The sequence below is a fragment of the Acinetobacter sp. 5862 genome (genome assembly GCF_024494585.1).
In the GTDB taxonomy this organism is placed as follows: Bacteria; Pseudomonadota; Gammaproteobacteria; order Pseudomonadales; family Moraxellaceae; genus Acinetobacter.
In genome coordinates, this window is sequence record NZ_JANHGP010000067.1 from 1 (window position 1) to 14,187 (window position 14,187).

Below are 14,187 nucleotides of genomic sequence, written 5' to 3' on the forward strand. Positions count from 1 at the left end.
GACGTAACTGGCGCAATCAAGTTACAAGAAGGCGTAGAAATGGTTATGCCTGGTGACAACGTTGAGATGTCAGTAGAATTAATCCACCCGATCGCAATGGACCCAGGTCTACGTTTTGCGATCCGTGAAGGTGGTCGTACTGTAGGCGCTGGTGTTGTTGCTAAAGTAACTGCATAATCGCTTAGAGTAATAAAAAAACACCCCTTTGGGGTGTTTTTTTATGTCTATTGTTCGACAATCTATCCTTAATTGTGTCCTAAACTGATACCTTGCTGTCCTAAACTGCACTTAATTCATCGCAATAAAACCGTAATATAAAACACAAGAAAATGAACAAAAGTACTAAATGGAAATTTTCCATTTAAAAGGAGTCAACAGCATGAATGCTAAGGTCAATATTTCAAACCGCGCTGGCGCTAGTTTTCCTGTACGCCGAATGGATTTTGAGTTTGGCGAAGTTCCACGGTATTGGGCAAATGGAGATGCTGCTTTAACTCATTTTATGACTGCACTTTCAGCACTGTTTCCAGAGGGTGAACAATTTTTTGTGAATAGTACCCGTGCAGTTAGAAATGATCCAAAAGTTGCTGATCCTCGATTACAAAAAGAAATTAGTGCTTTTATTGGACAAGAGGCAATGCATTCAAAGGAACACTTGGCCTTTAATGCAGCTGCGCAAGCTTATGGTTATGATGTGCGCAAATTGGAGGCACAAACAGGTAAAGTGATTCAGTATGGCGTTGCTATAAGTACTAAATTATTAAAACCATTTGGTTTTACAAAAGAGATGATTGGTTTAACGGGTACTTGTGCCTTGGAGCATTTTACATCAACGATTGCTGAAGAACTATTGTCTAACCCAGATATTCAATCCATGTTTATGGATGAGACCATGTACCATTTATGGATGTGGCATGCAGTTGAAGAAAATGAGCATAAAGCGGTGGCATTTGACGTTTATGAAGCGATGTATGGGCAAGGATTTAAAGCGTATTTTATGCGTTCATTAGCTTTAGTGATTGCAATGGGTTTAATTTTTATTACCCAGTCATATTTCACTGCGACTCTTTTAAAAACTGATGGCAGACTTACATGGCGAGATACCAAATATATGCTCAAGTTCATGTATGGCTATAAAGGTTTTATGACACGTCAAATTCCAAAGTTACTGGCATTTTTAAGACCAAAATTTCATCCGAATGATGATGATACAACAGCATTATTGAATAAATGGCGTGCTGAATTAGGCTTTAATATGAGTTAACTAAAATGGGCAATTAAAATTGCCCATTTTCTTATTCAAATTTTGTATTAAATTGCTGATAATCTGCATCAGTATTTTATAGGGTAAAAGTTTGTGATCCGATTGATGCAGGAAAGTGATATAGGCCGTGTGACTGAGATTGAACGGTTAGTTCAGACACATCCCTGGTCTAGACAGCAGTTTCAGGAATCCTTGACCTCCTACCAATGTACTGTTTATGAAAAAGCCAATCAGGTTGTTGGGTTCTGTATTTTGCAGCCTGTTCTAGACGAGGCCAATTTATTACTGATGGCGATTCATCCAAGTCAACAGGGCAAAGGTCTTGGATACGAGTTGCTAGATTATTCAATTCAACTTTTAAAAAATAATCCGATTCAAATTTTTTTAGAAGTACGTGAAAGCAATCTTGCTGCAATTCGTTTGTATGAAAAAACGGATTTTCATCAAATAGACTTACGCAAAAATTATTATCCAAATTTAGATGGTACAAAAGAGCATGCTGTGATTATGGTCAAAACATGCACTGATGATTTTGCTGCTTTATTTAATAATTAAGTTATCCCACTCCGATGGTAGTGTCGTCATTAATGAATTTCCAAGTTGATGAATCTCTTTTTCTAAGAGTGGGCGATTAAGGCGACGCCATTGTCCATCTAATAATAATTCCAGTGGCGTATATTGTGATTTATAGTTCATTTTAGCTGAGTGAGGCACCCAATAGCCTAAATATAAGTAATCTAAATTTAAAGTGCTGACATATTCAATTTGTTTAAGAATCGCAAAAACACCAAGTGAACGACGTTGTTCTTGAGGATCAAAAAAAGTATATACAGCAGAGAGACCATCATCCATTAAGTCACAAGTAGAAACGGCAATAAGTTTCTGATCATCCCAAAGTTCAATGAAAAAACTTTCTGTACAACTGTGAACGAGGAATTTTTCAAACTGATCTAATGTTGCTGGATACATATCGCCATCTGCATGACGCTCGTTAATATAACGCTCATACAAATCATAATGCTGTTGAGTGGCTTGCGAAGTTGGCAAAATACTCATTTTTAAATCTTGATTACGTTTCCATGCCTTCTTCTGGCTACTATTCATTTTAAATTCTTGAATTGGAACGCGACAAGACAAACATTGGCGACATAAATGGCATTCTGGTCGATAGACAAAATCGCCACTACGTCGAAAACCGACACGCGAAAGTTCAGACAATGTCACCACATCAATACGGTGAATTGGATCTAAAAATACCATTCGAGCTGATTTGTTATCGAGATAACTGCAGTCGTGTGGCGGTGTTATATAGTACTGTAAGTCATTTAAAAGGGACTTGGGTTGGTATGATTTCATTAATCTCCCTCCAAGGTGTTAATCCATTAACCGTCTAATTTTGCAAAAACTGCTATTGTTTTACTTGAAAATACACGTTCTTGATAACTTTTCCAATTGATAGAGGGGGTAATAATTACATCTTGTAACGATTTTAGGTAGACTTGGCGAGAAAGTGTACGCGCACCTAAGCTTAAAAGATGATCATTGACCAGTTGGCAATCAATCCAAGGAAGCTGATTTTCTTGACCGATCAACATGAGTGTATAGAAAGCCATTTTAGAGACATCTGTTTCTGTACTAAACATCGATTCACCAAAACAGCCTTTACCTATCGTTACGCCATATAGTCCACCAACTAATTTTTCTTGTTGCCAGACCTCAATGCTGTAGGCATAACCCGCCTTAAATAGAGAACAATAGCCTTCGATTATATCTTCACTAATCCATGTTTCATTTGCGTAGCTACGGGGGAGTGAACATGAGCGTATTACATCTTCAAAAGCATGATTCACTGTAATCCGATAATCATGTTTTTTCATATTTCGAATTAATGATTTACTGGGTTTATATGCATGTGGCTCAATAATGCAGCGTGGCTCAGGACTCCACCAACAAATCGGTTCATCTTCATTAAACCAAGGGAAGAGACCATGTGTATAGGCCTCAAATAATGTAGCAGGTGATAAGTCTGCGCCAATACAAATAAAGCCATGTCCTTCTGGATCGGCTTCAATAGGATCTGGGAAAATATATTTTGATAAAGGCAGCGCTTGCATAGTTGCTAAAGTGAATAAGAATGATTCTAAATTAACGCAACTAGAGCGCGTTGACAATCTATTCTAAATTGTCAACGCAAGGGAATATAGAGATTACTTCAAATTGTCGAGATATTTTTCAGCATCCAAAGCAGCCATACAGCCTGAACCTGCTGAAGTGATTGCTTGGCGGTAGATACTATCTGCTACATCACCTGCGGCAAATACGCCTTCAATAGAAGCGGCTGTAGCATTACCAGCAGTTCCACTGTGCACCTGAATATAACCATCACGTAGGTTTAATTGACCATCAAACATTCCTGTATTCGGTTTATGTCCAATTGCAACAAAGAGACCTTGTACTTGAATATCTTGTGTTGTTTCATCTTGTGTAGACTTAATGCGAACAGAAGTTACACCTGTTTTATCACCTAGAACTTCATCTACTTGATGATTCCAAATAATACTGATCTTACCTTCTTTCTCTTTTGCAAAGAGATGATCTTGTAAGATTTTTTCAGAACGCAAGCTATCGCGGCGATGAACCAAAGTAACGTGAGCAGCGATATTCGATAAATAAAGCGCTTCCTCAACAGCCGTATTACCACCGCCTACAACCATCACATTTTGGTTTTTATAGAAGAAACCATCACAAGTCGCACAAGCACTTACACCTTGACCCATAAATGCAGCTTCAGATTCAAGACCTAAATATTGTGCTGTTGCGCCTGTAGCAATAATAAGGGCATCGCAAGTGTACTCTTCCATATCACCTTTTAACACAAATGGACGCGTTTTAAGGTCTACTTCGTTGATGTGATCATAGACAATTTCTGTACCGAAACGTTCTGCATGAGCTTGCATACGCTCCATTAACACAGGACCAGTTAATCCTTCAGGGTCACCAGGCCAGTTATCAACTTCAGTGGTCGTTGTTAATTGACCACCTAATTGCAAGCCTGCAATCAGTGTCGGTTTAAGGTTGGCACGCGCTGCATAAACTGCCGCGCTATAACCTGCAGGACCAGAACCCAAAATAATTAACCGTGAGTGACGAGCGCTCATTAAAGAACATCCTTTTTATATTGAAACTTTTAAAATTATACGTGAATCCACAGCGGAGTGGGTTGGATAATATTGATATACTTAATCGAATTGAGCTATATCATGGAGAGCATTTACTGATATTTCATCAATGTTTGCAACAACAATGGATGTTAACAACAACAGTAAACAATCGTGCATCTTTTTTGTAAGAACGAGTGCATAATATAAAACTTATTGATCAAGGTCAGTTAGACCTTAATCGATACCTACAAATAACAAATTGGGTTACAGGACTGTATATGGCTGCGGTGTCAAGTGTTTATGCACAACGCTTTTTAATGACATTATTTTTGATTTCTTTTGGCATTTATCTATTTCTTGCCACAGTAACCTACACACCTTTTGATCCAGGTTGGATGCATATTTCCAGTGATACGCAACAGGTCTCAAATGCAAGTGGTGTTGCAGGTGCTTGGATTGCAGACTTGTTATTCGGTTTTTTAGGGTGGGCAAGTTTGTTCATTCCTTTATTTCTATTTATCGAAGCAATTCAAGTGTGGTGGCCTAGAAGTTTTCTAAATCGCCCATTCCGTTATGCAGCACAGTTCTTCTTGATTCTGTCCATTTCTAGTTTGTTGTATCTACATTGGAATGTTCCAGCAGATACTTTAGAAAATGCAGCAGGTGGCATTATTGGTTATGAGTTAGGTCAGAGTCTTTCTCAACTTTTAACCATTTATGGTGCAACATTTTTTTTATTTGCTTTCAGTATTTTATTATTCACTTTAGCTTTTGGTATCCAATGGAATAAAACTTGGGCAACATTAAAAAATGCGCCAGCATATTTACAAGATTTGTTCTATAAAAATATACCTCAACACGAATCTGCTTATGATTTGACTGAACAATTAGCCTCAACAGAAACACCAACTATAAAGCAAAAAGCTCCACTCCAAGTGGCGGATTCAAATATTGTAGAGGCGAATGATACAGCCCAAAGTACACAGCACAGCATTGCAGCTAAAGCAGCATCAACAGACAATGCACATCATCAATTATTAGCCGAAAAACTATTTGCTGATGTTGTTGCCAAAGAGCAGCAAAGTGTTCAATCACAAGAAGTATTATCAACAGAAGACTTTGAGCAAACTTTAAAACAAGCACATCAACTTGCAGCCGATAGTCAGCGTTTAATTCAAACAGGTGAAGTATGGCGTGCATTACAACATGATGATGCGAGCCATAAACAAGAAATTGATGCACTTTTGCGAGCGGCAGATGATGCTATAAATCCTTCATCTCAATATGTACACGCAGCAACGGAAGTTTCTTCTGTAGAGCAACGTCCTCATCAGAGTCCAGTCGATTGGAATGATGACCAAATATTCGATGAATTATTGGCTGCTGTTCCTAATAGTAAAACGGCTACGGATGTACATAAGCCATTTATTCAAGAAACGCGATCAACGGCAAAAAATGAAAGTGATGAAATTGGCTTTGATATTGAGTTAGATTCAATAGACGTTCAATCTGTACCGCAAGCAACGGTAGTTCAGTCGCATCATACGATCAAAAACATGATCTCTGATGATAAGCAAAGTATTTTGGATGAAGGCTTTGATGAATTTGAAGATTTGTTCATTGAAGACAAACAACAGCAATCTGTATTGCAAACTCCGAGCTACGCGCAGTCTTCGGCTTTTGTAAAAGCACCTATTGAGATTGAAACGCCTAAAGAGAGTTTATCAAAAGAAGCATTTATTGAAGCATGGCAAGAAACTGCGGGTAAAGTTGAAGAAAATTTTGATATCGAAGATGATTTTGATGCACCGTTAACAGATTCATTTGGTCGTCCGATGTCTCGTGCGATGCAAGTGGCTCAAAAACGTCGTGATTTACCAACTTTGCCAGGTTTAGAATTATTGGACGAGGTAGATCCGAATAAAAAGGTGAACTTTACAGCTGAACAATTAGCTCGTTTGTCTGAACTGCTAGAAATTAAATTGCAAGAGTTTAACGTCAAAGCTCAAGTGGTGGAGGCTCAACCTGGGCCTGTCGTGACACGTTTTGAACTAGATCTTGCACCAGGTGTAAAAGCATCTAAAGTGACCAATATTTCGCGTGACTTAGCACGTTCAATGTCAATGGCATCTGTTCGTGTGGTTGAGGTGATTGCTGGAAAACCTTATATCGGCATTGAAGTCCCAAATAGCAGCCGCGAAATGGTTCGACTGATTGAGTTGTTAAAGACACCTGCATTTGAAGACCCAGCGGGTTTACTTTCGATGGCGATGGGTAAAGACATTTCAGGTAATCCTGTGATTACTGATTTGGGCAAAGCGCCACATATGTTAGTTGCGGGAACAACTGGTTCAGGTAAGTCAGTAGCTGTTAACTCAATGATTTTATCAATGTTGTTAAAATACACGCCTGATCAATTGCGTTTAATTCTAATTGACCCAAAACAGCTTGAATTAGCTAACTATAATGATATTCCACATTTATTAACACCTGTTGTTACTGATATGAAAGATGCTGTAAGCGCATTGAATTGGTGTGTAAATGAAATGGAACGTCGTTATAAGCTAATGTCTTTTCTAAAAATTCGTAAATTGGCTGACTATAACCGCAAAGTGGAAGAAGCGATTGCCAATGGTGAAGATTTGATTGATCCAACTTGGAAAGCTAGTGATTCAGTTGTAGGGGAGCGTGCACCGCGATTAGCTCCTTTACCATCGATTGTGATTGTTGCAGATGAATTCGCTGACATGATTATGCAGGTTGGTAAAAAAGCTGAGGAGATGATTACTCGGCTTGCACAGAAATCTCGTGCAGCAGGTATTCATTTACTACTTGCAACACAACGTCCCTCAGTTGACGTCATCACAGGTTTGATTAAAGCGAATATCCCAACACGTGTTGCATTACGTGTAAATAGTAAAATTGACTCTCGAACAATCCTTGATGCAGGTGGGGCAGAAGATCTATTGGGGCACGGTGACATGCTATTCTTAGGGCCAGGTAAAATCGAACCTGAGCGTGTGCATGGTGCATTTATTAGTGATGATGAGGTGAACCGCATCTGTGACGCTTGGCGTGAACGTGGTGAGCCTGATTATGTTGATGAAATCTTAACCCCATTTGATGAAGAACCAACCTCACGTGGTTTTGAAGATGGTGATGGTGATCCTAATCGTGATGCACTTTATGATCAGTGTGTTTCTTTTGTACTTGAAACGCGCAAGGCTTCAACATCATCGTTACAACGTAAATTTAGTTTGGGGTATAACCGAGCTGCACGAATTATTGATCAAATGGAAGAGAACGGGATCGTAAGTTCAATGGGAGCTAACGGCAAACGTGATATTCTCGTTTAATAAGAATATTCCACTAATAAAGCCCCTCTTTAGGGGCTTTATTGTTATAGGTTTATCAATTTTATATGGTAATAATCACGTTTTTTATTTAAGCTTATTGTTTAAAAATACAAGCTAAAGGGTGAGCCATGTTTGTTGCATTATGTACACTCATTTTTATTCATTTTTGTGCGCTTATCACTCCAGGGCCTGATTTCTTCTTAGTCTCTCAAACTGCTGTCAGCCGTTCTCGTAAGGATGCGGTATTGGTTGCATTTGGTATTTGCTTGGGGGCAATGGTCTGGTCACTTTTAGCATTGATGGGATTGAATATCCTTTTTGAGAAAATGGCTTGGCTAAAACAAGGCCTTTTAGTCGCTGGTGGTTTATATTTATGTTGGTTGGGATACCAAATGCTTCGTTCAGCTTTTTCAAAAGGTGAGCAAAGTATCAAACAGATAGTATTACCTCAGTCGCCTTATTTATTTTTTATGAAAGGTTTACTCACTAACTTATCGAATCCTAAAGCAGTGATTTATTTTGGTAGTGTATTTTCATTATTCTTAGCCAATCCTTTATTTGATCAGCATCACTCTTTGCTTTTTATTATTATTGCGATAGAGACCTTGCTATGGTTCTTAGTGGTAGCGTTTGTATTCTCATTACCTACATTTAGAACAGCATATCAAAATTTTGCAAAATGGATTGATGGTATTTCTGGTGGGATTTTTACCTTACTGGGCGTTTATTTGATTGGTAGTCGATAAAATAAAGAGATAAAAAAGCCTGCTTTAAGCAGGCTTTTTTATCTTAAGCAAATTTTGCTAAGACTTCTAAGAAGCCGTCTTTTTGACGTGGAAATTGAGCAATCACGTCATGAATACGCTGTCCTTCAGGATTAGTCGCATTTAAATCACGACCATCAGCTAAAAATTTGGTGATCAAGCGCTCATAGTCGAAGGGACGCATATGTTTGAAAGCATGATAGAGCACATGGAAGTCAGCATTGACATCTGCTGGTGGAAGTTGGTTGAGGTAGGCAAAAACACGCTCATCTGACCATTCTTCATTGAAAGTTGCTGGCTGTGATAATGCCATGACAATCTCCTCAGTCTTAAAATAATAAAGGCAAAATACGGGACTGAATAATTAACAAAGCATGGCCTTGTTCAGTCGCAATGTATTTTGCCTTTATTTGCGAAAAATCGCTAATGAAAAAACTTCTATCGATCTTCAGGTAAATTGATATTCATTTCTAACATTTCGATATTTGCTTCTGAACGAACTTGCATTTGAATGTGCTGTTCATCTACACCACGAACGTAACGACTGACCACTTGCATGATTTCTTTTTTCATTTGGTCAATTTTGTCTTGGCTTAAGCGACGACCTAAACCTTGTTCAGATGCAACAATAACTTTTAAGCGATCTTTGGCAGTTTGTGCACTTGATGGTTTTTCATCACTGCTAAAAAGTTTACTCCAGAATCCAGCCATAATTACGCTCCAAATAGTCTAGCTAACCAACCTTTTGGCTGTACTGCAATGTGTCGATAAGGACGATCTTCGCCTAGGAAACGAGCGACTAAATCATCATAGGCTTGCCCAGCTTTAGTTCCATCATAAAGAATTACGGGCTTACCTTCGTTCGATGCTTGAAGTACGCTTGGACACTCAGGAATAACACCCAAAGTCGGAACACGTAAAATATCTTTTGAAATATCATCAATCGTTAACATTTCTTGTTTGTCAGCACGTTCAGGGTTGAAACGTGTGATACAGAGATGTTTACGGATACGGCCTTCGTTGTGTTCAACTTTTTTAGTTTTACTATCAAGCATACCAATAATACGATCAGAGTCACGTACTGATGAAATTTCTGGGTTTGTCACAATGATTGCTTCATCGGCATGATACATTGCCAAGATCGCGCCACGCTCAATACCCGCAGGTGAGTCACAGATGATGTAATCAAACTCTTGAGATAGCTCATCAATGACACGTGCAACACCTTCATCGCTCAAAGCGTCTTTATCACGTGTTTGAGATGCTGGAAGAATGTATAGGTTTTCGATTTCTTTATCTCGAATCAGGGCTTGTTGTAAGCGAGCTTCATTATTGATGACATTGACAAAGTCATAAACGACACGGCGTTCACAGCCCATGATCAAATCGAGATTACGTAAACCTACATCGAAATCAATCACAACAGTTTTATGACCACGTAGGGCTAAACCTGTTGCAAAAGATGCGCTTGTTGTAGTTTTACCTACACCACCTTTGCCTGACGTTACGACAACAATTTTGGCCACCGAATCCACTCCTATTTATGGTCATACGGCCCTAAAAGGGCTTTTTGGGTGTTTAACAAGTTAAATTAAAACTGTAAGGCTTCAAATTCAAGCTCTTGCTTGTTATTTAAATAAATATGTACGGGTTTTTTGATCATATCTTTAGGAATATCATCTGCGACACAATATGTCCCTGCGATCGAGATTAACTCTGCTTCTAGTGAATGACAAAAAATTCGAGCTGATGTGTGCCCACCTGCGCCTGCAATGACTCTACCACGAGCATTGCCATAAATGTGAATATTTCCAGACGCAATGACTTCAGATCCACTATTCATACCCGCATTCAAGATAATATCACCTTGCTCCTGTACCAAACATTGTCCAGTACGCAAAATCTCATCATGATACGAGGTGATATGCGTAGTCGGTGTTTGTTTTTGTGGTGTTTGTATTTCTTGAGTTTCAGTATTTTTTTCAGGTGCTTGAGCAACGACTTGCTCTTTTGATGCTTTGATACGCTGTAAAGGTTGATCAGCAGGCAGTACAGGAAATTGAATCGCCCGAGCTTCATCACCTAAAATTCCATCAATTACCGCCATTGGCTGTAACCCAAGATCAATCAGCAATTGAATTAAGGCAATCAGTTCTTGTTCAACGGTACTGTCAATAATGACTAATGTTCCAAGATAAGAACCTTCATTGAGGGTGCTTGTAAGTTGCTGGCGGATCGCATTATGGTCATTTGTGTCGAATGTTAATCGACTAAAATTCACCATTCTGCCCGTAATCCGTATATCAGCCATAATTTATCCTTAAGGGCTTTTTTAAGCACTCTATTGTGTTAAAGCATGTTGTAAATAAAAGCAAATGCTAGAACAAATTACAGGAATTCTCTAGCTAGATTGGTAAATTTTCTTGTAATCATTCTGCTTTTTTATCCAATTGATCATATTCACGTAAAGTTTGCTGCCATTGTTTGACTTTGACTTGTTTTCGTATGGCTGCAAGACTTTCAAATACCACTGATTCGACCAATTCTTCTAAGTATTTATTATCAATATTCAATTCACTGACTTTTTCTGCAATAAATAAATAATTCTCATTGGGTTGATTTACAGATCCGTTAGTAAACGGCTCAATTAAACCTGCACTGATATTTTCACCCAAACGCTGCCCTATACTTTGAATTTGCTGTTCAATTCGCCCACCTACGATTGGGATTAGACGTAATAATTGAGTTAGCTCAGGCGTATCTTCAATGGCTTGATTAACAATAATCCCTACTTTTTGCGTAATGATCGGTTGTTGTGCTTGTAACGTTTTTGCTAAAGATTCTTGCAATATAGAAGAAAGGGCAACGGTAAATAATTGACGATGATGATCCACTAACTCATGAATAATATCTTTATGACTTGAACTGGTTTCTAGCTCCTGTCGGACGCTATCTATAACTGTAATCACCACACGATCTGACAATTCTTCCATAACGACACTGTAATAAAAAAGTGCCTTAATTCGAATATTATCTGGAACGACTTTATAACCTAGTTCATGTAAACGATAGGCAATGATACCTGCGCGGAATAAACGTAGAAAACGTAAATGGGGGATAATCGCTAAGATTTCATACCAATGAATAAATGGAAAAAACCACCAACGAGCATGGTGTTTATTCACAATCGCAATTGCCCATCGCACGGCAAGTTCAGTGATTAAAAAAATAATAAACCATGCTTCGGTGATAATCACCCAAGGGTGCAGATAGCTACGATAGAATTCAAGTACACTGGCTAAATGGATCGTATTAAAAAACCATTCGCCAATATTACTCATTAAAAAAAAGTTCATGCCTAAGCAGAACAAATTAAAAACAATAATAAACACCATGAAAATGTCATAAACCAGAAACAGTTTAAAAAACTTACTGTTTGGATTTACAAGGTTATATTTAGAGTTTTGTTTTGAGTCCTGCTGAGTCATGTGGTGAGTCAATTCCTAATCAGACTATTGATAATATTTAGATTTCATTTGTGAAATCAGTTGGTCTTTCTCTGTCCAAATTTGGTCGACCCATTGCTGGAAGCGTTCGCGGTAGATTGGATCATCTTCATAATTTCCACCCAGTACCCAATCTGGAATTTCTATTTTACGCAAATCCACAGCAATACGTGAAACATCGCCTAGCCAGAAATCACCATAATCTGGTACACCATCAGGATAGACAATTGTCATATCAACCAAAGCATCAATCTTATCGCCTAAGATGTTTAAAGCCAATGCCAAGCCACCTGCTTTTGGCTTAAGTAAGTTTTGATAGGGTGATTGTTGTTTTGCTTGTTTTTCGGCAGTAAAGCGAGTGCCTTCAAGATAATTGAGTAGTGTAAAAGGCTGACTTAATAATTGTTCACAGGCTTTACGTGCTTCTAACATATCGCGATGTTTCAGTTCCGGGTTTTTAGCCACTTGTTCCTTTGAGTGACGTTTCATCATTGGGAAACCCAAAATCTTAAAGGCTTGCCCAACAAAAGGAATAAAGATGAGTTCCCACTTGGTAAAGAAGCGGGTGAGAGGCATACGTGTGAGACCAAAATATTGATTTACTGTGGTGTCAACCCAACTTTGATGATTACAAATCATCATATAACGACCTTGTAAATTCAGATCGAGCTTTTCATCAATACTAATTTCCCATTTAAGATTTGGTAAGACTTTTTCAATCAGTTGATTATTTACGCCAATCCAACTATTCGCCAACTGAATATTGGTTTCATCTACCTTTTTTGATTTTTTAAATAATTTTGTAAAACCAAGAGCAAGAACAGGAGGACCATGTAAAAAAGTACTTCCTGTGATTACAGAACCAACAGTAAGTCCTTTAGTTACCCTTTCTAATAACGATACTTTTTTATTTGTGGTAGACATAAATCAAACCTTGGGTGCTAATTTTCGATAAAACAATGCTTTTAACTATAAACAACAGATATTTAAATACAACTGTATATTTTTAAATATTCACAATTTTCATATATTCCAGTACTTATAGATACAAAATCTGGGAAATTAAAATTTTTACCATAGAAGACTTAGATGATTACTTAATTTTTAATAATGTGACTTATTTCTCATAAGTGTATTTTTATGCAAAATGATAAACAGTGGAGAGAATGTGAGTATAAGATCAAGAAAAGTGCATCAAAATATTACAAAAATATAAATAAACTGTTTGTTATTAACAAAATATCAATGGTCTGGCTTAATTTTCTCATTCATCATTTGTTCAGACAACAAAATACATAGACAGGAGCTACGCAATGCGTGCATTAGTAATTTCAACATTGGTAGGGGCTGGATTGGTACTTTCTGGTTGCCAAACAATGAGCGGACAAGGTAATGATATCGGCGGTGTTTCATACGACAAAGCTGCTTTAGGTACATTAATTGGTGCGGCGGCTGGTTACGGTGTTTCCAAAGGTATTAATAACGGTAGCAGCAGCCAAAACAACCGTGCAATTGCAATCGGTGCGATTCTTGGTGGTGCAAGTGGTTTATATCTCGATAACAAAGAGAAAAAATTACGTGAGCAAATGGCAGGTACAGGTGTTGATGTAGGTCGTAATCCAGATGGTTCTGTTCAATTGATCATGCCGGGTAGCATCACGTTTGATACCAATAAATCAAACATCAAACCAAACTTCTACGGTACTTTAAACAAAGTGGCGCAAACTTTAGCTGAAGATAACAAGAGCGCAATCTTAGTTACTGGCTACACAGACAATACTGGTAATGATTCAATCAATATCCCATTGTCTCAAGCACGTGCTCAATCAGTTAAAAACTATTTAGCAAGCCAAGGTATTTCAAGCAGCCGTATTGATGCACAAGGTTTAGGTTCTTCTAATCCAATCGCTTCAAATGCAACTGCTGCTGGTAAAGAACAAAACCGCCGTGTAGAAATTAGCATTTATGCAAAGCAGTAATTATTACTGATTTAAAAAAACCACCTTCGGGTGGTTTTTTATTATGTCGAACAGCTTGCGACAAGCTATGGCGTGTTATTTGTATAAGGCATCATAATTTATACATATCCCAAGATTTACTATTGGGATTCTAAAACAGAGATGTCTATAATCATGC

14 protein-coding genes and 1 pseudogene are annotated in these 14,187 nt (G+C 38.0%); 6 read left to right on the forward strand and 9 right to left on the reverse strand.

Translation table 11 applies throughout. The annotated features are described in order from the left end of the window. The 3 genes and pseudogenes from NO346_RS13555 to rimI all read left to right on the forward strand — a co-directional run. A pseudogene (locus NO346_RS13555) lies at positions 1-177 on the forward strand (elongation factor Tu); the annotation flags it as partial. A 202-nt stretch (positions 178-379) separates the two neighbouring features. Further along, positions 380-1,264: a metal-dependent hydrolase gene (locus NO346_RS13560; protein WP_087537151.1), complete on the forward strand. Its 885-nt coding sequence runs from the start codon at positions 380-382 to the stop codon at positions 1,262-1,264. 93 nt (positions 1,265-1,357) lie between these two features. Beyond that, complete coding sequence (gene rimI / locus NO346_RS13565) at positions 1,358-1,819, forward strand: ribosomal protein S18-alanine N-acetyltransferase (RefSeq protein ID WP_256415491.1); 462 nt, start codon at positions 1,358-1,360, stop codon at positions 1,817-1,819. Here the strand turns inward: rimI and NO346_RS13570 are convergent. The 3 genes from NO346_RS13570 to trxB form a co-directional block, all read right to left on the reverse strand. Further along, entirely contained in the window at positions 1,805-2,620 is an 816-nt protein-coding gene (locus NO346_RS13570) for an arginyltransferase (protein ID WP_256415492.1), read from the reverse strand. The genes rimI and NO346_RS13570 overlap by 15 nt on opposite strands. A gap of 26 nt (positions 2,621-2,646) precedes the next feature. After that, on the reverse strand, positions 2,647-3,378 hold the full coding sequence (gene aat / locus NO346_RS13575) for a leucyl/phenylalanyl-tRNA--protein transferase (RefSeq protein WP_256415493.1): 732 nt from the start codon (positions 3,376-3,378) through the stop codon (positions 2,647-2,649). Between the two features lie 93 nt (positions 3,379-3,471). After that, on the reverse strand, positions 3,472-4,422 hold the full coding sequence (gene trxB, locus NO346_RS13580; RefSeq protein WP_004663455.1) for a thioredoxin-disulfide reductase: 951 nt from the start codon (positions 4,420-4,422) through the stop codon (positions 3,472-3,474). Positions 4,423-4,703: 281 nt separating this feature from the next. Here trxB and NO346_RS13585 point away from each other — a divergent pair, with 281 nt between their 5' ends. Together NO346_RS13585 and rhtC are read left to right on the forward strand one after the other, a co-directional pair. Next, positions 4,704-7,781, forward strand: a complete 3,078-nt coding sequence (locus NO346_RS13585; protein ID WP_256415494.1) for a DNA translocase FtsK — start codon at positions 4,704-4,706, stop codon at positions 7,779-7,781. A gap of 128 nt (positions 7,782-7,909) precedes the next feature. Beyond that, a complete protein-coding gene (rhtC, locus tag NO346_RS13590) occupies positions 7,910-8,527 on the forward strand; it encodes a threonine export protein RhtC (protein ID WP_256415495.1) in 618 nt (205 codons plus the stop codon). Positions 8,528-8,570: 43 nt separating this feature from the next. Here rhtC and NO346_RS13595 read toward each other — a convergent pair whose 3' ends face one another. The 6 genes from NO346_RS13595 to NO346_RS13620 form a co-directional block, all read right to left on the reverse strand. After that, positions 8,571-8,858, reverse strand: a complete 288-nt coding sequence (locus tag NO346_RS13595) for a PA4642 family protein (RefSeq protein ID WP_005158274.1) — start codon at positions 8,856-8,858, stop codon at positions 8,571-8,573. A 125-nt stretch (positions 8,859-8,983) separates the two neighbouring features. Further along, positions 8,984-9,256, reverse strand: coding sequence for a cell division topological specificity factor MinE (gene minE, locus NO346_RS13600; RefSeq protein WP_004663449.1), 273 nt, complete (start codon positions 9,254-9,256; stop codon positions 8,984-8,986). A gap of 2 nt (positions 9,257-9,258) precedes the next feature. Continuing rightward, the gene (gene minD / locus NO346_RS13605) at positions 9,259-10,071 is read right to left on the reverse strand and encodes a septum site-determining protein MinD (protein ID WP_005158270.1); all 813 of its coding nucleotides are present in this window, start codon (positions 10,069-10,071) and stop codon (positions 9,259-9,261) included. Positions 10,072-10,136: 65 nt separating this feature from the next. Further along, entirely contained in the window at positions 10,137-10,856 is a 720-nt protein-coding gene (gene minC, locus NO346_RS13610) for a septum site-determining protein MinC (RefSeq protein WP_087544913.1), read from the reverse strand. A 118-nt stretch (positions 10,857-10,974) separates the two neighbouring features. After that, entirely contained in the window at positions 10,975-12,033 is a 1,059-nt protein-coding gene (locus tag NO346_RS13615; protein ID WP_256415496.1) for a preprotein translocase subunit SecA, read from the reverse strand. A 24-nt stretch (positions 12,034-12,057) separates the two neighbouring features. Continuing rightward, positions 12,058-12,975, reverse strand: a complete 918-nt coding sequence (locus NO346_RS13620; RefSeq protein ID WP_256415497.1) for an acyltransferase — start codon at positions 12,973-12,975, stop codon at positions 12,058-12,060. Positions 12,976-13,364: 389 nt separating this feature from the next. Between NO346_RS13620 and NO346_RS13625 the strand changes: the two genes are divergently transcribed. Further along, entirely contained in the window at positions 13,365-14,030 is a 666-nt protein-coding gene (locus NO346_RS13625) for an OmpA family protein (protein WP_256415498.1), read from the forward strand. Positions 14,031-14,187: the final 157 nt, after the last annotated feature.